General features: G+C 47.0%; 22 protein-coding genes. 10 read left to right on the forward strand and 12 right to left on the reverse strand.

Features of this window, described 5'->3' with window-relative positions:
• Positions 1-39: 39 nt before the first annotated feature.
• The 5 genes from ACXACM_RS17755 to ACXACM_RS17775 all read right to left on the reverse strand — a co-directional run bounded on the left by ACXACM_RS17755 (position 40) and on the right by ACXACM_RS17775 (position 6,646).
• On the reverse strand, positions 40-858 hold the full coding sequence (locus tag ACXACM_RS17755; RefSeq protein ID WP_474823406.1) for an HDOD domain-containing protein: 819 nt from the start codon (positions 856-858) through the stop codon (positions 40-42).
• 16 nt (positions 859-874) lie between these two features.
• Positions 875-1,156 (reverse strand): DUF1289 domain-containing protein, encoded by a 282-nt coding sequence (locus tag ACXACM_RS17760; RefSeq protein WP_474823407.1) that lies wholly within the window; start codon positions 1,154-1,156, stop codon positions 875-877.
• A 178-nt stretch (positions 1,157-1,334) separates the two neighbouring features.
• Positions 1,335-2,045 (reverse strand): SIMPL domain-containing protein, encoded by a 711-nt coding sequence (locus tag ACXACM_RS17765; RefSeq protein WP_474823408.1) that lies wholly within the window; start codon positions 2,043-2,045, stop codon positions 1,335-1,337.
• A gap of 234 nt (positions 2,046-2,279) precedes the next feature.
• The gene (locus ACXACM_RS17770; protein WP_474823409.1) at positions 2,280-5,408 is read right to left on the reverse strand and encodes an efflux RND transporter permease subunit; all 3,129 of its coding nucleotides are present in this window, start codon (positions 5,406-5,408) and stop codon (positions 2,280-2,282) included.
• Positions 5,408-6,646 carry an efflux RND transporter periplasmic adaptor subunit gene (locus tag ACXACM_RS17775; RefSeq protein WP_474823411.1) on the reverse strand — a complete coding sequence of 413 codons (1,239 nt, stop codon included), beginning with the start codon at positions 6,644-6,646 and terminating at the stop codon, positions 5,408-5,410. The genes ACXACM_RS17770 and ACXACM_RS17775 overlap by 1 nt, the downstream gene beginning before the upstream one ends.
• Positions 6,647-6,777: 131 nt before the next feature.
• On the opposite strand from ACXACM_RS17775, the gene ACXACM_RS17780 reads away from it, so the two are divergent.
• Complete coding sequence (locus ACXACM_RS17780; protein WP_474823412.1) at positions 6,778-7,824, forward strand: LysR family transcriptional regulator; 1,047 nt, start codon at positions 6,778-6,780, stop codon at positions 7,822-7,824.
• Positions 7,825-7,880: 56 nt separating this feature from the next.
• Here the strand turns inward: ACXACM_RS17780 and lpdA are convergent, their stop codons facing one another.
• From lpdA to ampE, 5 genes are all read right to left on the reverse strand, one after another.
• Positions 7,881-9,299 (reverse strand): dihydrolipoyl dehydrogenase, encoded by a 1,419-nt coding sequence (gene lpdA, locus ACXACM_RS17785; RefSeq protein ID WP_474823413.1) that lies wholly within the window; start codon positions 9,297-9,299, stop codon positions 7,881-7,883.
• A gap of 143 nt (positions 9,300-9,442) precedes the next feature.
• Positions 9,443-11,419 carry a pyruvate dehydrogenase complex dihydrolipoyllysine-residue acetyltransferase gene (gene aceF / locus ACXACM_RS17790; protein ID WP_474823414.1) on the reverse strand — a complete coding sequence of 659 codons (1,977 nt, stop codon included), beginning with the start codon at positions 11,417-11,419 and terminating at the stop codon, positions 9,443-9,445.
• A 20-nt stretch (positions 11,420-11,439) separates the two neighbouring features.
• Positions 11,440-14,106, reverse strand: a complete 2,667-nt coding sequence (gene aceE, locus ACXACM_RS17795) for a pyruvate dehydrogenase (acetyl-transferring), homodimeric type (protein WP_474823416.1) — start codon at positions 14,104-14,106, stop codon at positions 11,440-11,442.
• Between the two features lie 166 nt (positions 14,107-14,272).
• Positions 14,273-15,031, reverse strand: a complete 759-nt coding sequence (locus ACXACM_RS17800) for a GntR family transcriptional regulator (protein WP_474823417.1) — start codon at positions 15,029-15,031, stop codon at positions 14,273-14,275.
• 319 nt (positions 15,032-15,350) lie between these two features.
• Positions 15,351-16,217 (reverse strand): regulatory signaling modulator protein AmpE, encoded by an 867-nt coding sequence (gene ampE / locus ACXACM_RS17805; protein ID WP_474823418.1) that lies wholly within the window; start codon positions 16,215-16,217, stop codon positions 15,351-15,353.
• Positions 16,218-16,372: 155 nt separating this feature from the next.
• Between ampE and ACXACM_RS17810 the strand changes: the two genes are divergently transcribed.
• The 9 genes from ACXACM_RS17810 (at position 16,373) to ACXACM_RS17850 (ending at position 23,362) form a co-directional block, all read left to right on the forward strand.
• Positions 16,373-16,879 carry a retropepsin-like aspartic protease family protein gene (locus ACXACM_RS17810; protein WP_474823420.1) on the forward strand — a complete coding sequence of 169 codons (507 nt, stop codon included), beginning with the start codon at positions 16,373-16,375 and terminating at the stop codon, positions 16,877-16,879.
• Positions 16,880-16,895: 16 nt separating this feature from the next.
• Positions 16,896-17,756, forward strand: coding sequence for a carboxylating nicotinate-nucleotide diphosphorylase (nadC, locus tag ACXACM_RS17815; protein ID WP_474823422.1), 861 nt, complete (start codon positions 16,896-16,898; stop codon positions 17,754-17,756).
• A 243-nt stretch (positions 17,757-17,999) separates the two neighbouring features.
• Positions 18,000-18,431 (forward strand): pilin, encoded by a 432-nt coding sequence (locus tag ACXACM_RS17820; protein ID WP_474823423.1) that lies wholly within the window; start codon positions 18,000-18,002, stop codon positions 18,429-18,431.
• 70 nt (positions 18,432-18,501) lie between these two features.
• Positions 18,502-19,710, forward strand: a complete 1,209-nt coding sequence (locus ACXACM_RS17825) for a type II secretion system F family protein (RefSeq protein ID WP_474823424.1) — start codon at positions 18,502-18,504, stop codon at positions 19,708-19,710.
• Between the two features lie 98 nt (positions 19,711-19,808).
• Positions 19,809-20,684, forward strand: a complete 876-nt coding sequence (locus ACXACM_RS17830; RefSeq protein ID WP_474823425.1) for a prepilin peptidase — start codon at positions 19,809-19,811, stop codon at positions 20,682-20,684.
• On the forward strand, positions 20,684-21,298 hold the full coding sequence (coaE, locus tag ACXACM_RS17835; RefSeq protein WP_474823427.1) for a dephospho-CoA kinase: 615 nt from the start codon (positions 20,684-20,686) through the stop codon (positions 21,296-21,298). Before ACXACM_RS17830 ends, coaE begins: the two co-directional genes overlap by 1 nt.
• A 103-nt stretch (positions 21,299-21,401) precedes the next feature.
• Positions 21,402-22,154 (forward strand): cell division protein ZapD, encoded by a 753-nt coding sequence (gene zapD, locus ACXACM_RS17840; RefSeq protein WP_474823428.1) that lies wholly within the window; start codon positions 21,402-21,404, stop codon positions 22,152-22,154.
• A 39-nt stretch (positions 22,155-22,193) separates the two neighbouring features.
• Positions 22,194-22,424 (forward strand): DNA gyrase inhibitor YacG, encoded by a 231-nt coding sequence (yacG, locus tag ACXACM_RS17845; protein ID WP_474823429.1) that lies wholly within the window; start codon positions 22,194-22,196, stop codon positions 22,422-22,424.
• 65 nt (positions 22,425-22,489) lie between these two features.
• On the forward strand, positions 22,490-23,362 hold the full coding sequence (locus ACXACM_RS17850; protein ID WP_474823431.1) for an aspartoacylase: 873 nt from the start codon (positions 22,490-22,492) through the stop codon (positions 23,360-23,362).
• Positions 23,363-23,480: 118 nt separating this feature from the next.
• On the opposite strand, the gene mutT is transcribed toward ACXACM_RS17850, so the two are convergent.
• The gene (gene mutT, locus ACXACM_RS17855; protein ID WP_474823432.1) at positions 23,481-23,867 is read right to left on the reverse strand and encodes an 8-oxo-dGTP diphosphatase MutT; all 387 of its coding nucleotides are present in this window, start codon (positions 23,865-23,867) and stop codon (positions 23,481-23,483) included.
• Positions 23,867-26,581, reverse strand: coding sequence for a preprotein translocase subunit SecA (gene secA, locus ACXACM_RS17860; protein ID WP_474823434.1), 2,715 nt, complete (start codon positions 26,579-26,581; stop codon positions 23,867-23,869). The genes mutT and secA overlap by 1 nt, the downstream gene beginning before the upstream one ends.
• Positions 26,582-26,689: the final 108 nt, after the last annotated feature.

Here is a 26,689-nt window from a genome sequence, read left to right on the forward strand (position 1 = left end):
CTTTATTTAGCGCAATGTTAACCATCCGTGGAGACTCATTTATATTATTTCGAAGGCTATTTTGTCAGTTTCGCTGTTCGCATGGCTGACAGCATTCGCCAAATCCTCTCCACTTACCTTCAGATTATTGGCCGCATTGCTCGGCAAAAGTTCAATATTGCCGTACGCAGCCTTATTTTTTTCGCGAATTGTAACGCGCAAGGAGCACGCCAACAAACCAATATCAATATCAGCAGTTTGTTTGTCCAAATCATGAACATGGCTTACCGGATAGAACAAGGGCAACGGTAACTTCCACTTCTCCATGATCGCACCAGAGCACTCTGCAAAAGAAAAACCAAACTCCTCCCGCTGATTTTCCCACGGCAGTAACTCTGAAGAGCGTTGAATGTATTTCAGATATTTCTCCGGCTCGTGTTTTGCAATCACCAATTCGCTTAAGTTGTGAAGGATCCCCATTACGAAGAAGCGCTCACTTCCCCGTATATGACAAAGTTTGGCAATATTTTTCGCTACCAAGCCATTATAAACTGACTGCACCCAGTGTTTGTCTAAGCGAATATGGTCACTGTTAAAATGCTTGAATGCGGTACTTGCAGTTTCAGCCATTACCAGGTTGTAAAGCGCTTCACCGCCTATGACACTAACGGCTTTTGTAATAGAGTCGACCTGTGAGGGAAATCGAAACAAGGCGCTATTGGCCATCTTGAGAATTTTTGCAGTGAGCGATGGGTCTATACCAATAAGCCTGGCGAGATCGTCCATATCTGAGCGATTGTCATCAAGCATATCCCGCAGCCTTAAACAAATATTGGGCAGAGTAAAAGACTGAGTTGCATACTCAACATACTTTTCCATGAACGTTCCCATTCGATTAGTTGTTGTCGTTATCAAATAAACTGCCTTGCACTGGCAAAGCCGGGCTTTCATCCAACCCAGCGGCAGGTTTTCTCAATGCCTGAGCTTTTCTGCGCTGGCAAGCCCTGATGATTGTTCTTTTCGCGGCATCATCAATTTTTAGCCAGTACAGCCTTTCATCTCTGGTGCGATAGCAACCCACGCACAGCCCCTTCGGCCCCGACTGACACACGCCAATACACGGGCTGGGCACATCGAAAAACTCCATCTGATCGGGATGACTAGCTTTTACTGCCACAACACCTCCTTCAGAGTCTTTCCGTGAAAACCTGAGCGCCAGTATAATAACACTGAACGCTCAGTGATTTAATCAATCATTCGTAGGGTAACGTTAGTACATTCCCCTGCTCGCCGCTATCGCAGATAACGGCACAAAATAAAGGTTTTTGTAGACAATTGCTACTTTTTCAAGCCAGCTAATCAATGAGTGTATATTCGATTGTGGACACAACACGGACTTTTTTGATGTACGGATGATGACCATCTCTGTCACTAATAGAGAATTGCCCCTGGTTTGCCCGTTTTATTTTGCCGAGCTGGCTTTGCGAGTCCCTGGCAAACTTTTCGGCCACTTCCCTTGCATTGACTGTCGCCTCTTCAACCATCTCGGGTTTCACATCGTTTAAACGACTGAAAACGAATTGCGGTTTGGTGTCCCATTGCTGAGCAGAAAATACTATCCCTTCCTTTAATAAATCGGTAACAGCGGGCATGATCGCTCTGACTTTGTCCACGTCGTCTGAGTACACGGTAATAGTTTGGCTGGCTCTGTAGCGATATTTGACGCTGCTACCTCCACCATACTGTTGAGCCAGCTTATCGGTGACTTCCGGCTGGTTTACCGTAATTTCTCCATCACTCACACCGTGTTCCGACAAGAACGCCCTGATTGTAGCAGCATGGCCTTCCAGAGTAGTGTAAAGTGCGGATAGATCATTACTCGCCTCTGTATATTGAATAGGCCAGATAACATGGTCAGCAGGGTACTCTCTTTCAGATAACCCCTTAACCGTCACAACCCTGTCCCAGGCTTTAAAAGCCATTAACGCATCTGATAGTTGCGCACCCAATAATCCAAGAGCTGCGATAAGCCCTATACCTACGATGGCTGCTGAAGATTTCGTCATAATGTGCACTATTTCCTTGTTTTGTTTACGCTAAAGCACTTTGCCATATAGTTTATGTCAACATCGATAATGTACCGACTAAATAAGGCGATACAACGGTGAATTGTGATGAATTATGGCGAGCTCCCGATGGCATTTCACCAAATAAAAAAAAACCGCTCTTTTTACAGAGCGGCTAAAAGCAGTTCCTCTTGGGTCTTAGCTTGAGGGAACTGCGCCTGACTATCCTGCTGGCTATGCGCTCTTTTTACGCCTCAGCAGTGAATAGAATACCGGCGTAAGCACCAAACCAAAGAACGTAACGCCAATCATACCGGAGAATACCGCCACGCCCATTGCCTGGCGCATTTCTGCTCCGGCACCTGTTGAAATCACCATGGGCATCACACCCATAATAAATGCAATGGATGTCATTAGAATGGGGCGCAAGCGCAATCGACAAGCTTCTTTAACTGCTTCCAGTGCAGTGCGTCCTTCTTCTTCCAACTCTTTTGCAAACTCTACAATAAGGATGGCATTCTTTGTGGCCAAGCCAAACAATACAATTAACCCAATTTGGGTGAATATATTGTTGTCACCGCCGTAAATACCGACGCCAACCAGTGCGCTTAGCAACGTCATGGGCACAATCAGAATAATCGCCAGTGGCAGAGACAAACTCTCATATTGCGCCGCCAGTACTAAAAATACCAACAGCACCACCAGTGGAAACACATACAAAGATGCATCGCCTGCGAGAATTTGCTGATATGTCAGCTCTGTCCACTCGTAAGTCATGCCAATGGGCAATGTGTCATCGAGGATTTGCTCAATGGCTGCTTTCGCTTCATCTGAACTGAACCCTGGCATTGGCGCACCGTTTATTTCCGCCGTTACATAACCGTTGTAGTGCATTACCCGATCAGGCCCCGCAGTATGATTCACAGTAAGAAATGCTCCCAGAGGAATCATTTCTCCCTGATTATTCCGCACTTTAAACTGGCTTATTTGCTCTGCATCCTGCCTGAAGGTTTCATCGGCCTGTACGTTTACCTGATAATTTCTACCAAACAGATTGAAATCATTCACGTAAACCGAGCCAAGATAAGTTTGCAGAGTGTCAAACAGGGTATCAATATCCACTCCCATACTGATGGCTTTGGTGCGATCAACATCAATATCCAGCTGCGGAACACTGACCCGGTAACTGCTGAAGGTATCTGTCAGTACAGGGTCTGCCCACGCTTTTTGTACCACTTGTTGTGTGACCGTATTCAGTGTTTCAAAGCCTAAATTACCTCTGTCCTGAATTTGCAACCTGAAGCCACCAATGGTACCCAGCCCAAGAACTGGTGGAGGTGGAAACACTGCTACATACGCCTCTTTTATCGCGCCGAATTTCATATTCAGTTGTTGCGCTATGGCACCGGCAGACAAGCCTTTTGCTTCTCTTTCCTCGAAGGGATCAAGGGGGAAAAAAACTACCCCGGAACTCGGACTATTGGTGAAACCGTTAATGTTCAAGCCGGGAAAGGCAACAACGTCAGACACACCGTCCTGCTCCAACGCGATGGCAGACATCTTGCGAACCACATCTTCCGAACGGGACAACGACGAGGCATCAGGCAATTGAGCAAAGCCAATCAGATACATTTTATCCTGTGCAGGAACGTACCCGGTAGGTGTGTCACTAAATTGCTGCCATGTGAGCCCCAGCATGGCCACATACAACACCATTACAATACCTGATTTGCGAATGAGTCCACCCACACCTTTGGTGTAGGCATTAGCGCCACGGTCAAACAAGCGATTGAACGGCTTAAATAACCAGCCACCAAACAATTTATCCATGCCCTTGGTAAGCCAGTCTTTTGGCGCGTCATGGTGTTTTAGCAATAACGCTGACAACGCAGGACTCAAGGTGAGTGAGTTGATGGCCGAAATCACTGTTGAGATAGTGATTGTGAGAGCAAACTGTCGATAAAACTGCCCGGTCAACCCTGACATAAACGCAGTGGGAATAAATACAGCAGCCAAGACCAAGGTAGTGGCAATAATGGGGCCGGTGACTTCTTTCATCGCTATGACGGTGGCATCAATGGGTGAATGACCATCAGCGATATTTCGCTCAACGTTTTCCACCACCACAATGGCATCATCTACCACAATACCAATTGCCAACACTAACCCGAACAATGACAGCGCATTTAATGAAAAGCCCATCATTTGCATAAAGGCGAACGTACCCACCAGTGATACCGGTACGGCCACCAGTGGAATAATAGACGCGCGCCAGGTTTGCAAAAACAGCACAACCACCAGCACAACTAATAACACCGCCTCAAAAAGGGTGTTTACCACGGCTTCAATTGAACCGCGTACAAATACCGTTGGGTCGTAAACAATGTCATAGCTCAGCCCCTCAGGGAAGCTTTTCGACAGTTCGGCCATGGCTGCGCGCACATCATCACTTATTTGTATGGAATTGGAACCCGGTGCCTGGAATACAGGTAATGCCGCCGCGGGTTTGTTGTTGAGCAAAGAACGCAAGGTATAGTAATCTGCCCCCAGCTCTATTCTCGCCACATCTTTTAAGCGGGTAATTTCGCCGTTTGCGCCAGTTTTAACGATAATATCGCTGAACTCAGCCTCGTCGAGCAAGCGCCCCCGAACATTGATTAGGAGCTGAAACTCACTGTTCCCCGAAGGTTGAGCACCTAAGCTTCCCGCAGCAGCTTGCTGATTCTGCGACTGAATTGCTGCGATAATATCTCCGGGGTTCATGTTAAGCGCAGCCACTTTGTTGGGGTCGAGCCAAACCCGCATACTGTATTCACCCGCTCCGAAAAGGCGCACTTCACCTACCCCTGTGATGCGCTTGAGTTCGTCTTTTACGTTCTGATCAGCGTAGTTCGACAGGTAAAGCATGTCGTAGCGACTGTCTGGCGAGGTTAGGTGCACCACCATGGTAAGATCCGGCGATGACTTCTCAGTCACCACCCCCAAACGTTGCACTTCCTGTGGCAAACGGGGCAAAGCCCGGTTCACCCGGTTTTGAACCAGAGTGGTGGCATCGTCTGGGTTTGTACCAATAGCAAAAGTGATAGTTAACGTCATGCGCCCATCTGAATTGGCCTGAGAGGACATATACAACATGTCCTCTACGCCGTTAATTTCCTGCTCTAACGGCGTGGCGACTGTTTCTGCAATCACTTTGGGGTTGGCGCCAGGATAGTTTGCCGTAACCACAACCGTAGGCGGCACAACATCTGGATATTCGGTTATAGGTAACTGCCATACCGCAATAGCGCCGCCGATAAAAATTAGCAATGACAAAACACCAGCAAAAATAGGCCGGTGTATAAAAAAACGGGAGAAATTCATTAACGACTTCCCTTAGGCGCTGGCGCTGTAAGCGTCGCTGCAGTCAAATCGCTATTATCAGTGATATAACGCTGCCATGCCTGCAATTGCTTAAAAGCGTCACTGTCTTGCATAGATACTTCGTTAGGGGCAATAGTGGCACCGGGGCGAACCCGTTGTAAGCCATTAACAACCACGGTATCGCCTGCAGCCAGGCCGCTGTTAATAAAACGCAGAGCCCCTACTTTGTCACCCAATTGTACTGCGCGATAGCTAAGCACGTTGTTGTCATCTACAACCAGTACAAACTTGTTGTTTAAATCTGTACCTATTGACGTTTCGTCTATCAAAATACGATCTTTAGTATCGCCACTGGCTAATCGTAAGTGAGCGAATAAACCGGGTACCAATTTGCCTTCAGCATTATCAAACACTGCTCTGACTTTAATCGTGCCCGTATTCGGATTTACCCGGTTATCGACGAAGTCCAGCTGACCCCAGTAACCATAATCCTTTTCGTTGGCAAGTTGCATGGCAACCGGTAAACGAGCCAGTGATTTGCTGCCCTGTTGCGCACTATTTACGTATGAAAGGTAAGTACTTTCATCAATGTCGAAATATGCATACAAACGGTCGGTCGAGACAATAGATGTCAATACGCTTTGGCCAGCTGTTACAAAGTTTCCGGCAGTAATATTGGCGCGGGAAATACGGCCGGAAATCGGGGCTTCCACACGAGCAAATCCACGGTTGAGCTCAGCCACATCCAACGCCGCTTGTGTAGACGCCACATTCGCTTGTGCTTGCTCAACAGCTGCGGTTCTTGCATCGGCTACTTCTGATGAAATTGCATTTGTACGACGCAAAGAAGTGGCTCTGTCTGCTTCTTGTTTCGCCAGGCGCAGGCGGCTTTTTGCATCTTCTAACTGGGCAGACAACCGTTCTACTTCGGCGCGAAAGGCCCTGTTGTCGATAAGAAATAAGGTTTGTCCCTGTTCAACCCATTGCCCTTCCTCAAAAGCAACAAAATCGATATAACCTGACACCCGCGGGCGCAGTTCCACAGTTTGCGGCGCTTCAAGACGTCCAGTAAAAGTATCCCACTGGGCAATTTCTTTACTAATTACCGGTGCTACATCTACCGGGATCCCCTGAGGAGCTGAAGCGGCCATATTTTCAGAATGGGTTTCATTTCCACCACATGCAGTGAGGAAGACAGTTACCCCAATAGCTAAAGACAGTTTAAGCAGTGATTTCATGTGTTGCGCTCTCATTGACGTTGAATGATGCGCATTATGCCTAGCTCAATTCAATAAAAATAATTATATATTTATATACAACACATCATTTCATATTATATATTGAGCTCATAAGATGAGAGGGAAAGAATATGAAAACCCAAGACCTAAGTTTACTCATGATCTTTGACGCCATTATGACAGAAGGCGCAATTACCCGTGCTGCCGACCGCTTAGCGATGACACAGCCAGCGGTATCTAATGCGTTGTCTCGCATGCGCAGTGCCTGGGGTGACGAACTGTTTGTTAAAGATGGCAGAGGTATTCAACCCACCACGTTTGCCAGAAACCTGTGGAGTCAGATCCAACACCCGTTAAGCGAACTTGAGAATGCGGTAAACCCTGCCCTCTTTGACCCAGGTACCTCCCGACGCACGTTCCGTATTGCCGCCACAGACACCATCGTTAATATGGTGTGGGGACCGTTACGACAAATCATCGAACGCGAGGCTCCTGGGGTGAATATTCACGCGATTCCCAACTCTAATCTCGACAGCGAAAAAATATTAAAAGATGCAGAAGCGGAATTGGCCATCACCAAATATGTACAGCCCAGTTCAGTCATTCGCAGCGAGTATTTGATGGATCCAAAATACGTTGTTGTCATGCGGCCAGGTCATCCACTCGCCACTGAGCAGCTTACTTTGGAAGACTTTGTAAAAGCCGACCACTTGCTGGTTTCCATCACCGGTGACATTAACGGGCCCACAGATCAGGTGTTAAATAACATTGGTTTAAGACGGCGTATTGCGATGACAGTTAATGACTTTTACAACGTACCGCCGTTACTGGATCAAAGCGACCTTATTTGCGTAGCACCATCACTAGTCGTTGAGGACGACATTTTCTCAGGGCGATTGGCGGTGTTCGAAACCCCTGTTGAAATACAACCCACACCAATATCCATTTTGTGGCATAAACGCCAGGATATCGATCAGGGTTTACAATGGTTGAGAAAACACGTAGTGCGTATTATCCATGAACGCTGTGCCCAGCACGAAGCACGCTTGTCACAATGCTGCCGTAAGGGTTACTGCCCGGAAACAGTGAAATCCATGAAAGCAAAACAGGTGAGCAAACAATGTGAAAGCAACCTGACGGTTACCCCTAAAAAGGTTCCCACAGCGAAAGCAAACTAGTGCAAATGACATAAAAAAACGAGGCAATGCCTCGTTTTTTATAAATTAGCAAAAACTTACTTTTTCTTCGCCTTAGGGTTAGGCAGGTCAGTAATGCTGCCTTCGAAGATTTCAGATGCCAAGCCAATAGATTCATTGAGCGTGGGGTGAGCGTGGATGGTTAATGCAACATCTTCTGCATCAGCACCCATTTCGATCGCAAGACCAATTTCACCTAACATCTCACCGGCATTGGTACCCACCATGGCACCACCGATTACACGGGCTGTCTCTTTTTCGAAAATCATTTTGGTCATGCCGTTTGTAGCATCAGATGCAATAGCGCGACCAGAAGCAGCCCAAGGGAAAACTGCAGTTTCGTATGAAATGCCCTGCTCTTTTGCTTCTTTTTCAGTTAAGCCAACCCAGGCAACTTCTGGCTCGGTATAGGCAACAGAAGGAATACAACGCGGGTCGAAGAAATGCTTCTTACCAGCAATTACTTCAGCGGCAACATGACCTTCGTGAACCGCCTTGTGCGCAAGCATAGGCTGACCAACTAAATCGCCGATGGCGTAGATGTGGTCCACGTTAGTTTTCATTTGCTTATCAACGTTGATAAAACCACGCTCATCAACGGCAACACCAGCGGTTTCCGCGCCGATCAACTTACCGTTTGGACGACGACCCACTGCAACTAATACTTTGTCGTAACGAACAGGTTCTTTAGGCGCGTTCTTACCTTCAAATGTCACATACAGACCATCGTCTTTTGCTTCAACCGCGGTTACTTTGGTTTCCAGCATAATGTTGAACTTGTCTTTATAGTCTTTCATAAAGACTTTCATGATGTCTTTGTCAGCAGCTGGGATCAGCTGGTCGAGGAATTCAACAACATCAATTTTTGAGCCCAACGCTTCGTATACGGTACCCATCTCAAGACCGATAATACCGCCGCCCAATACCAGCATTTTTTCTGGAATATCTTTCATTTCCAGTGCGCCGGTGGAATCGATTACGCGGTCGTCTTCAGGAATAAAAGGCAGTGATACAGGTTCAGAACCTGCAGCAATAATGGCTTTTTCAAAGGTAATCGTGGTTTTGCCGTCTTTGCCTTCCACTTCTAGGGTATTAGCACCGGTAAATTTACCGTAACCCTGGATGTGTTTGGTTTTACGCATTTTAGACATACCGCCGAGGCCACCAGTAAGCTTAGCGACAACGCTGTCTTTGTAATCGCGGATTTTGTCTAAATCGATGGTTGGCTCGCCAAACGTTACACCGTGGCTGGCAAGGTGTTTCGCTTCTTTCATTACTTTAGCAACGTGCAGCAGCGCTTTAGAAGGAATACAACCAACATTAAGACACACACCGCCTAATTGGTCGCGGGAATCTACTATTACTGTTTCTATGCCTAAGTCAGCAGCACGGAATGCTGCTGAGTAACCGCCAGGGCCACCGCCCAGTACCACCAATTGCGTTTTAATTTCGCTCATTGTGACCTCAAATCTGTCCAAACATTTGAATAATATGCGTTACCGATTGTAACGAGGGCTGATAAGCCCGTAAAGCCGTCACAGCTCTTTATCCAATAAATATCACAAAGGGGAGGCTAAACACCTCCCCTTTTACTCTTTAACTACAGCAGCATTTGACGCATGTCTTCCAATACTGCTTTTAAGTGTACAGCAAACCTTGCCGCCACCGCGCCGTCAATAACACGATGGTCGTATGACAATGATAACGGCACCATCAAACGAGGTTCAAACTCGCTGCCATTCCACTTCGGCTTAATGTCGCTCTTCGATACACCTAAAATTGCTACATCTGGTGCGTTTACGATAGGTGTAAATGCTGTGCCACCGATGCCGCCTAAGCTGGAAATAGTGAAACAACTACCCTGCATATCAGCAGCTTTAAGCTTACCATCGCGGGCTTTTACACTGATTTCCATCAACTCTTTGGAAATCTCTATGATGCCTTTCTTATCAACATCACGCACTACCGGCACCACCAGGCCTCCAGGAGTGTCTACTGCAATACCGATATGGTAGTATTTTTTCTGAATTAAAGACTCACCGTCTGCAGAAAGCGAAGTATTAAATACCGGATAGGCTTTCAGTGCATCGGCAACGGCTTTCATCATGAATACCAACGGCGTGATCTTCACACCCAGCTTTCTCTTCTCAGCCAGCTTGTTTTGATCCTTACGGAACGCTTCAAGATCAGTAATGTCTGCTTCTTCAAATTGAGTCACATGAGGAATAGTTACCCAGTTGCGATGCAGATTAGGGCCAGAGATTTTCTGAATGCGCGTCAATGGCTTCTCTTCAATTTCACCGAATTTGGAGAAATCGACTTTAGGTGGCGCAATAACCTGCAAACCACCGCCGTTGCCTTGTGCGACAGCACCAGCTGTTGCTTTAGGTCGCGACAATTCGTGTTTCACGTAAGATTGAATATCTTCTTTCAGAATACGACCTTTGCGGCCTGAAGCTTCAACCTGGCTGAGATCGACACCAAACTCCCGGGCCAAACGACGTACTGAAGGCGAAGCGTGAACCTTACCGGTTTTCTGCTTATTACCAGCAGAAGGATGGTGTGGTACAGGCGGCGCTTTCTGTTGTGGCGCACTGGCTGCTGGCGCTGGCGCAGCTGCAGGTTTGCTTTCTTGCTTAGGCGCAGATGGTTTCGCTGCACCTTTCACTTTCAACATAATAACCGGTGTACCTTGTGACGCTTTATCACCTTGTTTGATAAGCAACTTAGTAACAGTACCGGCTTTCGGTGCCGGAACGTCCATAGTCGCTTTATCGGTTTCAAGTGTAATGAGGCCATCTTCCGCTTCTACGGTATCGCCTTCAGCAACCAACACTTCGATAACGTCTACATCGGTATCACCACCGATATCAGGTACCTGAACTTCAATCTCTTCTTCTGCAGCCTCTTGGGCCGGTGCTTCTTCAGCCGACGGAGCAGACTCTGCCACAGGTGCTGACTCCTGAGCTGGTGCAGCGCCTTCGCCGCTTCCTACTTCCAGCGTCAGAACCAGAGAGCCTTCAGAAACTTTATCACCTTCTTTTACCTTCAGGCTGACAACTTTGCCTGCTTGTGGGGAAGGTACGTCCATGGTGGCTTTATCGGTTTCCAGTGTAATCAGGCCATCTTCCGCTTCCACGGTATCGCCTTCGGCAATCAACACTTCAATCACGTCAACATCAGCAGCATCACCGATATCTGGTACGGTAACCTCAATGACGGAACTGCCACCAGAAGATGCTGCAGGAGCAGCTTCCTCTTTTGGCGCTTCTTCTTTAGGTGATTCGGCCACAGGCGCTTCAGCGGGCTTTTCTTCAGCAGGCGCACTGTCTTCAGCACCCGCTGCTTCCAGCTTTGCCAGTAAATCACCCTCAGAAATTTTATCACCTACGCTAACTTTCAGCTCAGACACTTTACCTGCAAAAGGTGCAGGGATGTCCATGCTGGCTTTGTCACTTTCTACTGTTACCAGGGCATCTTCTGCTTCAACAGAATCGCCCACAGCAACACAAATTTCGATGACTTCAACCTGATCTTCACCCAGGTCTGGTACGAGTACGTCTTTAATATCTGCCATGTTCGTTAGTCTCCCTTTCCTTAAGCGTAAAGTGGGTTAACTTTCTCGGCATCAATACCCAGATCTTTCATAGCTTTAGAAAGGGTCTTGGCATCAACATCACCTGCTTTGTACAGCTCGTACAGTGCAGCGTAAGTTACGTATGCAGCATCAACCTCAAAATGACGACGCAGGTTTGCGCGGCTGTCTGAACGGCCAAAGCCATCAGTACCCAGCACACGGTATGCACCCGGTACAAAATCACGTACCTGCTCAGCGTAGTTTTTGATGTAGTCAGTTGCAGCGATAGTCGGGCCATCGTTACCGTCGTTCAACACTTCGGTGATAAACGGCACTTTACTGTCGGCTTCAGGGTGCAACATGTTGTAACGGTCACAATCCTGACCATCTCGGGCCAGTTCATTGAAAGACGTCACACTGTATACTTCTGCTTCTACACCGTAATCTGAAGACAGCTTTTCAGCCGCTTCGCGAACCTGTTCAAGAATGGTACCTGAACTCAGCAGTTTCACCTGCTTCTTGCTCTTGCCCACGGTATCAAGCTTATAAATACCTTTAACGATTCCTTCTTCAACGCCTTTAGGCATTTCAGGTTGCTTGTAGTTTTCGTTCATTACGGTGAGGTAATAAAACACGTCTTCCTGCTCTTCCAGCATGCGACGTAAACCATCCTGCACGATTACAGCCACTTCGTAGCCATAGGTTGGATCGTAACTCACACAGTTTGGAATAAGTGCAGCCTGAGTATGGGAATGACCGTCCTGGTGCTGTAAGCCTTCACCATTCAGCGTGGTGCGTCCGGCAGTACCACCTACCAGGAACCCACGGGTACGTGAGTCGCCAGCGGCCCACGCCAGGTCACCCACACGTTGGAAACCAAACATGGAGTAGTAGATATAAAACGGAACCATTGGCAGGTCGTTTGTGCTGTATGAAGTACCCGCAGCCAACCATGACGCCATGGCACCCAGTTCGTTAATACCTTCCTGCAGAACCTGCCCTTTCTTGTCTTCGCGGTAATACGCAACCTGGTCAGAATCCTGCGGCTCGTATTTTTGACCTTGCGAAGAATAAATACCGACCTGACGGAACAAGCCTTCCATACCAAACGTACGGGCCTCATCAGGAATAATAGGTACGATGCGCTTACCAATTTGCTTGTCTTTAAGCAGTGCGGTCAGTACGCGAACAAATGCCATGGTGGTAGAAATTTCACGATCACCTGAGCCTTTAGTAACGGCCTCGAATGCTTTCATCGCAGGCACTGGTAACTCTTCAGATGCTTTTGCACGACGTACCGGCATATAACCATGTAGCGCTTCACGACGGGCGCGCAAATACTTCATTTCTTCGCTGTCTTCATCGAACTTGTAGTACGGCAGATCAGCTAATGCTTCGTCAGATACAGGAATGTTGAAGCGGTCGCGATACTGTTTAACCGCTTCTTTGTCCATTTTCTTAACCTGGTGGGCAATGTTTTTACCTTCACCAGATGCGCCCATACCGTAACCCTTAACGGTTTTCGCCAGAATTACCTGTGGACGGCCTTTGGTTTTCGTTGCGCGGTCATAGGCAGCGTAAACTTTAACCGGGTCGTGACCACCACGGTTCAAACGCCAGATATCTTCATCTGACATGTTTGATACCATTTCTTTCAGCTCAGGGTATTTACCGAAGAATTTCTCACGGGTGTAAGCACCGCCTTTTGCTTTACAGTTCTGGTACTCGCCGTCGATGGTTTCATTCATCAGATCGAGCAGCTTGCCAGATGTATCACGGGCGAGCAGAGGATCCCAATAACGACCCCAAATCACTTTGATAACTTCCCAGCCAGCACCGCGGAATGTGCCTTCCAGTTCCTGAATAATTTTGCCATTACCACGAACAGGGCCATCAAGACGCTGCAGGTTACAGTTGATGACAAAAGTCAGGTTGTCCAGGCCTTCGCGAGCGGCAAGACCAATAGCACCCAAGCTTTCTGGCTCGTCACACTCACCGTCACCCATGTAGCACCACACGCGCTGTTCTGAACAGTCTTTGATGCCGCGATCTGTAAGGTACTTGAGAAAACGTGCTAAATAGATAGCCTGCATAGGGCCAAGGCCCATGGATACAGTTGGGAACTGCCAGAAGTCAGGCATCAGTTTAGGGTGAGGATAAGAAGAAATACCCTTGCCATCTACTTCCTGACGGAAACCGTCGAGTTGCTCTTCAGTCAATCGACCTTCAATAAATGCACGGCTGTAAATACCTGGCGCTACGTGGCCCTGATACAAAACAAAATCGCCGCCGTCTTTGTCATTAGGTGCGCGGTAGAAGTGGTTGAAGCCCACATCGTACAACATGGCAGAAGACGCAAAGCTTGAAATGTGTCCACCCAGTTCCAAATCTTTTTTAGAACCACGTAAAACCATCATCAGGGCATTCCAACGCAGAGCGTTGCGAATTTTGCCTTCAATAGTCTGGTCACCAGGCATGGTCGGCTCTTGTCCTGGTGGAATCGTATTGATGTAGGCCGTGGTTGCGTCGTACGGCAAGTGAGCACCATTTCTGCGTGCTTTTTCAATCAGTGATTCCAGTAAAAAATGAGCACGTTCAACGCCCTCTTCTTCTAATACTGACTCTAACGACTCCAGCCATTCTTGTGTTTCTTGCGGATCCACATCTTGGTGCATCATTTCAGTCATGGTGCCATCCTATTGTTGCTGATAGTGAAAAACCATCCTTCCCGACCGCAATCGGAGGATGGAAAGACTAAACTAGGTTGTACTTTGTATGAACCAAACCGGCTCACCGTTTTTTCTTCTCTTACCTATACAAACTGGCAAGTATTTCTTTGCTTAAGGCCGTGCCTTAAATCTCCAGACGTCTTAACGCGCGCTGCACTCGTGTGTCACGCTGATTAATCGCCAGGAGGGTTTTCTCAATTAACGCAAGATGAGCATTACATGCCTGTCGTGCTGCTTCCGGGTCTCTCGACGCAATAGCCGCCAGTATTTCCTTGCGTTGTCTGGTTACTTCCGCATTGATGTCTACCTCATCATTTTGATGAAGGGTAAACATCTCGAAGTTACGTTCTATATTCTCTACTAACATGCTTTGCATGGTGCTCATAACATGCAACAACACCATATTGTGTGAAGCACGTGCCATTACCATGTAAAACTCACCAACCGCTTCTGCCAGAGGGCGTTTACTCTCCTTAGGCCCGGGCTGTGGCAAATTGTCAAGCGCTGCCTGTAGCGCCTGATAGTCTTCCTGCTGACCGCGAAGTGCAGCGTAATACGCCGCCATACCTTCCAGGGCGTGCCGAAATTCGAGTAAATCAAATTGTGTTTCAGGGCGGCGGCTAATAAGCGCCATAAGAGGGTCGGTCATCGCGGCGTTAAGGTTGTGGCTGACAAACGTTCCACCTCCCTGCTTGCGTTCAACCAGGCCTCTTGCCTGAAGATTACCAATAGCTTCCCGAAGCGAAGGACGGGAGACATCGAACTGCATTGCTAATTCCCGCTCGGGAGGAAGCTTCTGGCCAGCCAAAAGCGTACCGTCAAGAATCATTGATTCAAGTTGTTCGGTGATCACATCTGACAATTTTTTGCGGCCTTGGCGCATACGCGTTGTGCCTCTCCACTTACGAAAAGGGGTGGCCAAATTGTAAACAACTTTGTTTGCCACCCACCTATTGGTAATACCAATTTACCTATCTAGTGTAGGCCAGATCGAAATTAAGGTAAATAGTTACCCATCGAAACTGAATTACAATTTTTCCAGTATTACTTCTAAATGTTGAATTTGTTGAAAATTTTTAACAAACCGATCTGGTCTGATGAGCAAAATACGAATGATTTTTGCGGTTAATTTTTACCAATTTGAAAACAATGGTATCAGCCTGCAGCCCTTATGCTGCGGCGCAGCAGGCAAATATATAAGACTAGAGGATCCACCCTGTTATCGTCAGTAACGCGGTGAGAACTAACAAGAACAGAATATTGCGTTTTGCTAATTTCACACCAGATAGCACATGTACACAGGCTGTCATTTTACTACAGGTTTTACAATCATCTGGCTCAATTATTTCTGCTTGCCTGCCTACCCGCCATAGTAATTGGTACGCCGGGATGCGGGTTCTGGTTAACATATCCACCCAAACCGGAAAGGCTCGGGTGAAATCTCCCACAACCAGATATCCCAATGCAGTAAGACGCACTGGCGCCCAATCAAGAATATGCATGAGTTTGCGGGTGTGAACCGTATTTTTTGTACTGTGCGGGCAAAAATAGCGGTGTGTTTCCCTGGCGCAGACATACAGCAACACGCCTGGCGCCCCCAAAAAGATAAAAAATATAATTACCGCTGCGTAAAACTGATAATTCGCCAGAAGGAGCAGTTGTTGCATCATGGTGCCATCGTCTGGTTCAGGCGCGTCGTCCTCTTTCCCCAACATACCAAGGTACAACTGACGCTGATATAAATCGCAGGCCTCGTTATCTTCCCTGTTCGCCGCTTGCAACCAACTTTTATAGGTATCTCGCACCGTGGTGCAACCCAGCGCCAGGTAAAGGACTGCGGTTTGAATAATGAACGTAAGAAAATGGCCGATGACAAACAATTCCAGCAACAAAAGTAACAGCGCCGGAAGCGCAACCGCTGCCCACAACTTCCACCGCGAGTACTTCTTTGTCCGCTTCACCGATAGCTTTATCAGCATTAAACGGGTTACCCATGCTGAGCGCCATTTTTCAGGTCGGGTAAAAACTCTGTCGAGGGCCAAAGCGATTAACAAGCTAATTAAAATCACAATAATTCCTGCGTTAGTTACCAGCGCACAGCGCGTCTGCGGGGTAAATTATGCCCCAGGGTTAATAATAACAGTGACAAGTTTGACATCTGCCATTGTCTTACTCAAGGATAACCCTATTATCAATACATGAATAACGACAGAACAGTGGTGCGATGAGTAGTCATGCAAAAGCGGGAAAGTGGATGTATATCCTTGCCTGGGTGTGTGGGCTTGGGCTACTGACATTTGTATTTAACGATGTGTTAGACGGACAACACAACCCTAACCGCGAACCTGAGTCTGTGCGTTTAGACAATAAAACTGAAGTTCGCCTTAAGCAAAATCGCGCGGGGCACTATGTTACAACGGGAATGATCAATAACGTGGCGGTAGAGTTTCTCATCGATACCGGTGCTACGGATGTTGCTATTCCTGCGCATATGCAGAGCAAACTTGGACTCACCGCTACCGGCAGTGGCTTGGCGCAAACAGCCAATGGCGTGGTAAGAGTAGCGCGAACAGAATTAAGCAGTGTCTCTATTGGCGACATAGAAGTGTATAATGTACGCGCGAATTTAAACCCAGGTATGACCGGCGAGCAAATACTGCTGGGCATGAGTGTTTTAAAACAACTGGAGTTTACTCAGCGCGAAGATTGGTTAATATTGCGAACCCTTTGAGAAAAGACCCAAAAAGATGAACAACAAACCTTCGCAACTTGCGATCCGCGATCAAGTATTATTGGCACTGGCGGAAGATCTCGGCGGTGAGGCCGATGCCTCTTTAGATATTACCGCTAATCTCATCAACAAAGAAACACAGGCTAAGGCCACCATTATCACCCGTGAACGCTGTATTGTGTGTGGCACACAATGGGTGGATGAAGCTTTTGCACTTATTGATGACTCCATTTCATTAACCTGGCATGTGAAAGATGGCGACACCGCAGAAGCCAATACAGTATTGCTTTCACTGCAAGGCCCGGCGCGAGGTATTCTCACCGCAGAGCGCACAGCCCTTAACTTTTTACAGACTTTGTCGGCAACAGCAACCGTAGCAAATCACTATGCAAATTTGCTTGCAGACAGCAACACCAGAATTCTCGACACCCGTAAAACCCTGCCCGGTTTGCGTCTGGCACAAAAGTATGCAGTTTCATGCGGAGGCGGATCTAATCACCGGATCGGTCTTTTCGACGCCTTTCTTATAAAGGAAAATCATATTTTTGCTTGCGGATCTATTCAAAAAGCCGTTGACACTGCCAGATCCCATCATCCGGACAAGCCCGTAGAGGTGGAAGTTGAAAGCCTCGAAGAACTCGCAAACGCACTGGCGGCGGGGGCTGACATCATTATGCTGGACAACTTTACCAACGATCAGATCCAAAGCGCAGTCGACATGAATAATGGCCAAAGTAAACTTGAAGTATCCGGCAATATCACGGAAGAAAGGTTGCGATCGCTATCAAAATTAGGGGTTGACTTCATATCTTCGGGTGCATTAACCAAGCACGTTACCGCGATAGATCTCTCGCTTCGCGTGACCATGGAAGGCTAAAAAACACTTGTTATTCAATAACGTGGATGCTTAGCCTACTACACCCAAAGGTATCCACGTCCATCCCCTTACCCTTTTAAAACCTATTCATATGTATACTTCTGGATACTTGTCAGTTGGCTCGCTCTGCCTATACTGAGCATCAAGTACCGGGGACGTTGAAACGGACGACTCAGGTATAAATCGTAACTTTGAATGATGAAATTTAATTTAGCGCATTATACGCTCACCCGGAGAAATACCATGAAAAATGTTAATACTTCAAACCAAAAAGGTTTTACACTTATCGAACTGATGATCGTTGTTGCTATCATCGGTATCCTGGCCGCTGTTGCATTGCCGGCTTATCAAAACTATACCAAGAAAGCGAAGTTCTCTGAAGTTGTTGCTGCCACACAATCTGTTAAAACTGCTATCGAGATTTGTGCGCAAACGGAAGGTGGCTTTGCAAACTGCGGCCCTGGTAGTAATGGCGTCCCAGCTAACGCTGGTACACAAGGCAACGTTTCTAAAGTCGAGTGGGACGAAGCTGGCCCGACTATCACTGCTACAGCAATCAGCACTGGTGGTTTAAGCGGTGAGACTTATATCTTAACAGGGGCATATTCAGCTGCAGGTCAGGTCACATGGACTAAATCAGGTACATGTACTTCGGTAACACCTGCAATCTGCTAAACGATTCTAGTAAAGAGCCCAGCTAATTGCTGGGCTTTCCCATTATTTAAGTAAGGGAATTAATACCGACATGGCAAAAACAGCAGAAGTCTACATCTGGCAAGGAAAAGATAAACGCGGTAGTAATCAAAAAGGCGAAATATCAGCCATGTCACTTGTCGAAGCGAAGAATTTGCTTCGTCGCCAGGGAATATCAGCGCATAAGGTAAAAAAGCAACCAAAGTCACTGTTTGGGCGAGTAAAAAAAATAGACGCTCAAGACATTTGTGTACTTTCGAGACAAATTGCAACTATGCTAGCTGCGGGTGTAACACTGATTCAATCACTAGATATGATTGCTTCAGGTCATGATAAACCTGCTATGCGTAAGTTACTTTCAGATATTTCTAATGAGGTTAAGGCAGGTAATCCTCTTTCAACAGCATTAAGAAAACACCCGCTTTATTTTGACGAACTTTATTGCGACTTAGTGAAAACCGGTGAGCAATCAGGTGCACTTGAAACCATCTACGATCGTATTGCTACTTATAAAGAGAAAGCAGAAGCACTTAAAGCAAAAATCAAAAAGGCCATGTTTTATCCAATTGCCGTGCTAGTAGTCGCTTTTATTGTTACCACTATTCTACTCGTCTTTGTTGTTCCTCAATTCGAAGAAATTTTTAGCAGCTTCGGGGCAGAACTTCCTGCATTTACATTATTAGTCTTAGCTATTTCCCGCTTTGTGCAAGATTACGGCATTTTCATTGGAGCTGGTATTGCTGCTGGTATTTTCCTTTTTGTTCGAGCTCACCGAAAATCTCAAAACTTGCGAGACAAAGTTGATGCATTTACTCTTAAAATTCCTGTTGTTGGCGAAATTTTAAAAAAGGCAGCTGTTGCACGTTTTACAAGAACGTTGTCGACCACTTTTGCCGCAGGCGTACCTTTAATCGGTGCCTTGGACTCAGCCGCTGGAGCATCGGGCAATGCTATTTATCGCGATGCTATTTTGTTTATCAAAAAGGAAGTAGCAGGCGGCTTGCAAATGAACACTGCCATGCGAGCTACCAACGTATTTCCTGAAATGGTATCGCAAATGATTGCTATCGGAGAGGAATCTGGCTCCGTAGACGAAATGCTGTCAAAAATTGCCACCATTTACGAAGCAGAAGTCGACAATATGGTAGACGGCTTAACCAGTTTACTTGAGCCCCTCATCATGGCTGTACTGGGCGTGATCATCGGTGGTCTGATTGTCGCCATGTACCTGCCCATATTCCAGATGGGTAACGTGGTATAGATCAATATACCCGGCCGTACTTTCTTCCTATTGTGACAAGACTGCTTTTCAGGCAGTCTTGTTGTATTAAAAGCATAAATAACTCATAAAACCTATCTATGGACGCCATTATCCAACTCATGCAGCAGAGTCTGCCTGTTTTCCTCACTGTTGTTTTTATTTTTAGCCTGTTAGTAGGCAGTTTTCTTAATGTGGTCATTTACCGTTTACCCATTATGATGGAACGGGCCTGGAAGGCGGAATATCACAGCTATTTTCATGAAAACACCGCGCCGGATGACGACAGTACGTTTAACCTGGTGAAACCCGACAGTACTTGCCCCCATTGCGGTCATAAAATTCGCGCCTGGGAAAATATTCCGGTGTTGAGTTACCTGTGGTTAAAGGGAAAGTGCGCCGGATGCGGCGCGTCAATTTCAGCTCGCTACCCTTTAGTTGAACTTTTTACGGCACTGGTGTGCACTTTTACAGCCTGGCATTTTGGTGCCACGCCACAAGGTTTGTGGGCCGTGTTTATTGTTTACGTGCTTATTGCATTGTTGTTCATCGACTTGGATAAAATGCTACTACCAGACCAACTCACCCTTCCCCTTATGTGGCTGGGATTATTGCTAAGCACACAAACCGTATTTGTCTCCACCACAGACGCCATCATCGGCGCAGCAGCAGGTTACTTAAGTTTATGGTCGGTCTATTGGTTGTTTAAATTGCTCACTGGCAAAGAAGGCATGGGCTATGGCGATTTTAAATTGCTCGCGGCCTTAGGCGCGTTCACTGGCTGGCAAGGGTTACCAATTATTATTTTATTGTCGTCGGTGGTTGGTGCGATAGCGGGTATTACCATGATAGTTGTACAACGAAAAGGGGAATCGATGGCTATTCCCTTTGGGCCTTATCTGGCAGTGGCGGGCTTCCTTACTTTGCTCTACAAAACTCAAATTATCGATGCATATCTTCGTTGGGTATTTGCCTGATGGGCGCACCTGTTGTTATCGGGCTAACCGGTGGTATTGGTAGCGGCAAAACCGCGGTCAGCGATTTATTTGCTGCCAAAGGCATTACTGTCGTAGATGCCGATGTGGTAGCGCGGCAAGTGGTGATGCCTGGCACTCCTGCGCTGCAGGCTATCGAGGGGCACTTCGGTGGTGAAATCCTAACAAATGAAGGTGCGCTAAATCGTCCTCTGCTACGGCAAAAAGTATTTGCCAATGAGGCTGATAAACAGTGGCTAAACGCCCTGCTTCACCCGGCAATTCGCGAAGAAATGAAGGCTCAATTGCAAGCAGCTGCCGGCACTTATGTCATTTTATCCGTCCCATTACTGATTGAGAACAAACTCGATACTATGGCAGACCGCGTACTCGTGGTAGATTGTGACGAAGCACTTCAACTTAGTCGGGCCTTGTCCAGAGATGGCAGCAACGAAGACACTATTCGGGGTATTATGGCGTCTCAGGCCACCCGGGCTGAACGGTTGAGTAAGGCCGATGATGTTATTGATAACAATGGCACACTTGAAGCTCTCGCCCCGCAAGTTGAAAAGCTCCATCAGTACTATCTGACACTCGGAGCCGCACTATCCCCTTAAAAGTTGTTCAGTGAATCGTCTATTATGCAGGGAATGCCCCTTAGGGCTTGATATTTTTGCACTTTTGCGTTGTAGTGCTATGAATTAGCATAGAGAGGCAACCATGGCGACCACCATTTACGAATTTCCACTTAAAGAAAAAGTGCGGAATTACCTGCGAATTGAGCATTTATTGTCGCAGTTAAAAACTGGTGCGTCTGTTCAAAACCCCGCTCTTCAGGTGTATTTTTTCGAACAGCTCTTTACCTTGATGGACTTGTTCGACCGCATTGATTTACGCACAGACCTTGTTAAAGATTTAGATATCCATGAGCGAAACCTGGTGCACTGGTCCCAGTACCCCAATATCGATACCGATGCGCTGGAACAAACTCTGCGGTCTATTGTTAAGCTTAAAGACAAAGTCAAAAACGACCGCAAATTTGGTTCCGCATTAAAAGAAGATAAATTCTTAACCAGCATTCGTCAGCGATTTTCCATTCCGGGTGGCGTCTGTAGCTTTGACTTGCCCAATTTACACTACTGGTTAAATCGGCCACAGCCCGAGATTCAGGAAAACATCAAAACATGGTTACATTCCTTAACCCATCTCGATGAGGGTATTGCCTTGTTGCTCTCGTTCCTCAGAGAGAAAAGTGCATTCGTGCAAATAGATGCCAGCAATGGGTTTTATCAGGGCGTGGCTGATGATAAGAACGATTTGATCAGATTAACCTGTGATGCAAACCAGGGCTACTACCCTACGTTCAGTGGTAATAAATACCGTTTTACTATTCGCTTTATGTGGTTTGAACAAGAACCTGGAAAATCGCCATCGGTGGAAAATACGGTGACTTTTGCCTTAGCCGCCTGCTAGACTCTGAGTCACGTTAGATAGTCCTTGAAAAGGTTGGATATGATTGTTAATTGCCCGACTTGCCAGGCCGATGTTGAATGGTCTGAAAAAAACCCGAACCGCCCATTTTGTTCAAAGAAATGTCAACTCATTGATTTAGGTGAGTGGGCCACAGAAGATCGCTCCATTGCCGGTGAAAAGTCTGCTTCTGATACCCCGGAAAACATGCCTGACATCGAGGATATTGAAGCCATGTTGAGTCAGCAGGCCGGTGATTTTTTCAAGCACTAATACTTCATCACGACCTGTAAGATGTCTTTTTTCTTTTGTCCTCTTTTAAAGGAAACACCCTCATTATGCTACATTCAATTGCGCTTATTGGTGGTACCCATGGCAATGAGACCAGCGGTATACAGCTTATTACAAATTGGCTGAATGGCGGTTTACCTGAGCGATTCGAATCATTAAATCTGCAATGCGCACTGGCAAATAGTGCGGCTATTGAAGCGAACCAGCGTTTTCTTGACGAAGATTTAAACCGACAGTTTACTCCCGAAAGATTGGCTACAGATAACCCTGCCAGAGAAGCCCAATTAGCTAAAAAACTCAACGCGCAATATGGCCCGAAAGGCCAGTCTGCCACCGATTTATTTATTGATATACACAACACGACCAGCAATATGGGCGCCACGCTGATTGTGCTGGAGAACGATGAATTCAATGTGAAATTAGCCCGATTTGTGAAGCAAGTGATGCCTGAAGCCAATATTCTGGTGGAAGATGAAAAGTCTTTTAAAGACCATGGCTATTTTTGTACTGTAGGCAAAAAAGGGGTAATGATAGAAGTGGGTGCTCAGCCTCAGGGCGTGTTACGGGAAGATGTTTACCAGCTCACCCAGACCATGGCAGAAGCAATTTTAGATTTCTGTGTGGCCTGGAATAACCAAAGTTCAGAGATGGCAAACCTTCCCCCTTGTGAAGCATTCAGGTTAGGCCATGAGGTGAAATTTCCCCTTGATGAAAATGGCAAACGCAAAGCCATGATCCACCACAGTCTGCAAGATCAGGATTTCACACCGCTATTACCAGGCGCTCCGGTTTTCCGTGGCTTCGATGGCACAGATCACGTGTGGGAAGATAATAAAGAAACCTACCCTCATTTTATAAACGAAGCGGCCTACCACAAACTCGATGTGGCCTTCGCCACGGCAGAGCGCATTTCGTTTTAGTCATATTCAGGGTATTCGCCCTCACCAGAACCATAGTAAAAAGGCCTCTGAACACAATGTTCAGAGGCCTTTCTGTTTAGGCGGGTGCAAAACAAAGAATGGCTATAGAAATTACACGCTAGCGCGTTTTTAACAGCGCGGTAATTTCCCTGTTCGCCGCTGGGAAGTCATCGTCATTTAATTCTACAACAGGTAACCATTTACCTTCCTGACCTTCAAGCCCACGAGGCTCGTTGGAAAACGCTGTTACCGTATGCACATCCAGCATTACCTGCTTATCACCGTAGTCATGGCTAATCACCGTTAACGGCGAACTGTGCTTAACATCAATACCAATTTCTTCTTTAAGCTCTCTGGCTAACGCCTGTGTTACGGTTTCACCAGCATCAACCTTGCCGCCTGGAAACTCCCACTTACCGCCCTGGTGTTTATCGTCGGGGCGTTTACAAATATAAACCTGTTCGCCCCGCAAAACTACGCCCACAGCAACATGTACTACTTTCATTATGAGAGTTTACCGTGGCATTGCTTGTATTTCTTACCAGAACCACACGGACAAGGATCGTTACGTCCAACCTTTGGCCCCTGACGAACCTCGGAACGCATACCGGCTTCCCCTCTGGCTTCGGGTGTTTGCTCAGGCGCCTCCTGATGTTGGAAGTTCTTAGGTACTTCGTCAGCCTGACGACGCTGCTCTTCCACTTTTTCAACGTCTGATTCGGCTTGCACCTGAACCCGGCTCAAAATAGTAATAACTTCTACCTTCAGGCCCTCGAGCATAGCGGAAAACAACTCAAAAGATTCGCGCTTATACTCTTGTTTAGGGTTTTTCTGTGCATAACCTCTCAAGTGGATACCCTGACGCAGATGGTCCATGGCAGCCAAATGCTCTTTCCAGTGACTATCGAGATTTTGCAGCATGATGGCTTTTTCAAACTGACGTAAAACCTCTGGCCCTACCATAGCTTCCTTAGCCTGATAGGCGCTCTCGATTTCTTCCAGTACCCGATCTCTCAATTTCTCTTCGTAGAGTTTGTCGTCTTCTTCAAGCCATTTCTGCACTGGTAAATCAACCTTGAAGTCAGCTTTTAAGCGTTCTTCCAGGCCTGGGACATCCCACATTTCTTCCAAAGACTGGGGAGGTATGTATTCGTCAACCACGCCGTTAACTACGTCAACGCGAATTGCCTTGATAGTTTCGCTAATTTCACCTTCGTCGAGTAATTCATTACGCTGTTCGTAAATAACCTTACGCTGGTCGTTTGCAACATCATCGTACTCCAACAACTGTTTACGAATATCGAAGTTACGACCTTCTACCTTGCGCTGTGCATTTTCAATTGCGCGGGTTACCCACGGGTGCTCAATAGCTTCACCGTGTTCCATACCCAGACGCTTCATCATACCAGCCATTTTTTCCGAGGCGAAAATACGCATCAGCGCGTCGTCTAAAGACAGATAGAATCGGCTGGAACCAGGATCGCCCTGACGACCAGAACGGCCTCGCAACTGGTTATCGATACGGCGGGATTCGTGACGCTCAGTACCTATGATGTGAAGACCACCGGCATCGAGTACTGCCTGATGCTGTTTATCCCATTCGTCTTTAAGCTTTTTGATCTGCGCTTCAGTGGGATTTTCTAATTTCTCTACTTCCGCTTTCCAGTTACCGCCCAACACGATATCCGTACCCCGCCCCGCCATATTGGTAGCGATGGTCACTGCGCCTGGTTTACCTGCCTGAGCGATGATGTCGGCTTCCTGAGCATGGAATTTGGCGTTCAGTACTTTATGCGGGATTTTTTCTTTTTTCAGTACCCGGGAGAGCAATTCTGAGTTCTCAATAGATACCGTACCAACCAATACCGGCTGACCTTTTTTTACCGCTGCACGGATGTCGGCCACAATGGCGTCGTACTTTTCCTGGGCAGTAAGGTAGATAAGATCGGCCATGTCTTTACGAACCATTGGGCGGTTAGTAGGAATAACCACAGTTTCCAGGCCGTAAATATGCTGGAACTCAAAGGCTTCAGTATCAGCGGTGCCAGTCATACCTGCTAACTTGTCGTAAATACGGAAGTAATTCTGGAAGGTAATTGAGGCCAGAGTTTGGTTCTCGTTTTGGATTTTAACGCCTTCTTTGGCCTCTACCGCCTGATGCAGGCCTTCAGACCAACGACGGCCTTCCATGGTTCGGCCTGTGTGCTCATCAACAATGACGATTTGATCGTCTTTAACAATGTAATCTACATCTTTCTGGAACAATTTGTGAGCACGAAGGGCTGCATTGATATGGTGCAGTAAAGAAATATTTCCTGCTGCGAACAGTGACTCGCCCTCAGGCAAAATACCGTTCTTCTGCAGAATTTCTTCAACGTGAACCTGGCCTCGTTCAGTAAGGTGAATTTGCTTGGCTTTTTCATCAACGGTGTAATCACCATCGCCTTCCTGACCTTCTTCGTCCTCTTTTTCCTGCTGAACCAGTTCGGGAATCACGGTGTTAATAGCGCGATACAATTGCGAGCTGTCTTCTGCGGCACCAGAAATAATAAGCGGTGTACGCGCTTCGTCGATGAGGATAGAGTCAACTTCATCAACTACCGCGTAATGCAGAGGACGCTGAACACGGTCTTTGGGGCTAAACGCCATGTTGTCACGCAGATAATCGAAACCGAACTCGTTGTTAGTACCATAGGTCACATCAGACTGATAAGCTGCACGCTTCATCTCAGGAGACATACCTGGAATATTGCAGCCAACCGTCATACCAAGAAATTCAAATAACTCTCGAGACCAGTCAGCATCCCGTCGCGCCAGGTAATCGTTCACCGTTACCACGTGAACGCCTTTACCGGTAAGGGCATTAAGGTAAGTAGGCAGGGTTGCAGTAAGGGTTTTACCTTCACCGGTACGCATTTCTGCAATTTTACCTGACTCCAGCACCATACCACCGAGCATCTGTACGTCGAAATGACGCATGCCGTAAACCCGCTTACTCGCTTCCCGTACCGTTGCAAATGCATCTACAAGAATATCGTCGGTGGTTTCACCATTTTCCAGACGCGCCTTCAACTCTGCGGTCTTGCCTTTTAGCTGCTCATCAGAAAGCCCTTCTAATTCAGGCTCAAGGGCATTAATGGCATCGACACGTTTTTTTAGTTTTTTTAATAATCGGTCGTTTCGGCTACCGAAGATTTTTCTTAAGATGCTTGCAAACATTTGGTTGATGGTTCCACTGCTTTAGCGAGTGCCGGCGCCCCGGTTTTACTCGTCGATTTAAGATAAATGATAACGAACACATCATGTGTTTCATCATCACCGAATTAT

Source organism: Alteromonas sp. AWQ4_252, from assembly GCF_056158205.1.

Excerpts from the sequence above, each read along its gene's own strand:
- yacG (WP_474823429.1), top strand. The coding sequence starts at position 22,194 with ATGATTGTTAATTGCCCGACTTGCCAGGCCGATGTTGAATGGTCTGAA.
- coaE (WP_474823427.1), top strand. The coding sequence starts at position 20,684 with ATGGGCGCACCTGTTGTTATCGGGCTAACCGGTGGTATTGGTAGCGGC.
- ACXACM_RS17820 (WP_474823423.1), top strand. The coding sequence starts at position 18,000 with ATGAAAAATGTTAATACTTCAAACCAAAAAGGTTTTACACTTATCGAA.
- ACXACM_RS17825 (WP_474823424.1), top strand. The coding sequence starts at position 18,502 with ATGGCAAAAACAGCAGAAGTCTACATCTGGCAAGGAAAAGATAAACGC.
- aceE (WP_474823416.1), bottom strand. The coding sequence starts at position 14,106 with ATGACTGAAATGATGCACCAAGATGTGGATCCGCAAGAAACACAAGAA.
- ACXACM_RS17755 (WP_474823406.1), bottom strand. The coding sequence starts at position 858 with ATGGAAAAGTATGTTGAGTATGCAACTCAGTCTTTTACTCTGCCCAAT.
- ACXACM_RS17775 (WP_474823411.1), bottom strand. The coding sequence starts at position 6,646 with ATGAAATCACTGCTTAAACTGTCTTTAGCTATTGGGGTAACTGTCTTC.
- secA (WP_474823434.1), bottom strand. The coding sequence starts at position 26,581 with ATGTTTGCAAGCATCTTAAGAAAAATCTTCGGTAGCCGAAACGACCGA.
- ACXACM_RS17770 (WP_474823409.1), bottom strand. The coding sequence starts at position 5,408 with ATGAATTTCTCCCGTTTTTTTATACACCGGCCTATTTTTGCTGGTGTT.
- mutT (WP_474823432.1), bottom strand. The coding sequence starts at position 23,867 with ATGAAAGTAGTACATGTTGCTGTGGGCGTAGTTTTGCGGGGCGAACAG.
- ACXACM_RS17850 (WP_474823431.1), top strand. The coding sequence starts at position 22,490 with ATGCTACATTCAATTGCGCTTATTGGTGGTACCCATGGCAATGAGACC.
- zapD (WP_474823428.1), top strand. The coding sequence starts at position 21,402 with ATGGCGACCACCATTTACGAATTTCCACTTAAAGAAAAAGTGCGGAAT.
- aceF (WP_474823414.1), bottom strand. The coding sequence starts at position 11,419 with ATGGCAGATATTAAAGACGTACTCGTACCAGACCTGGGTGAAGATCAG.
- ACXACM_RS17765 (WP_474823408.1), bottom strand. The coding sequence starts at position 2,045 with ATGACGAAATCTTCAGCAGCCATCGTAGGTATAGGGCTTATCGCAGCT.
- ACXACM_RS17810 (WP_474823420.1), top strand. The coding sequence starts at position 16,373 with ATGAGTAGTCATGCAAAAGCGGGAAAGTGGATGTATATCCTTGCCTGG.
- nadC (WP_474823422.1), top strand. The coding sequence starts at position 16,896 with ATGAACAACAAACCTTCGCAACTTGCGATCCGCGATCAAGTATTATTG.
- ACXACM_RS17830 (WP_474823425.1), top strand. The coding sequence starts at position 19,809 with ATGGACGCCATTATCCAACTCATGCAGCAGAGTCTGCCTGTTTTCCTC.
- ACXACM_RS17800 (WP_474823417.1), bottom strand. The coding sequence starts at position 15,031 with ATGCGCCAAGGCCGCAAAAAATTGTCAGATGTGATCACCGAACAACTT.
- lpdA (WP_474823413.1), bottom strand. The coding sequence starts at position 9,299 with ATGAGCGAAATTAAAACGCAATTGGTGGTACTGGGCGGTGGCCCTGGC.
- ACXACM_RS17780 (WP_474823412.1), top strand. The coding sequence starts at position 6,778 with ATGAAAACCCAAGACCTAAGTTTACTCATGATCTTTGACGCCATTATG.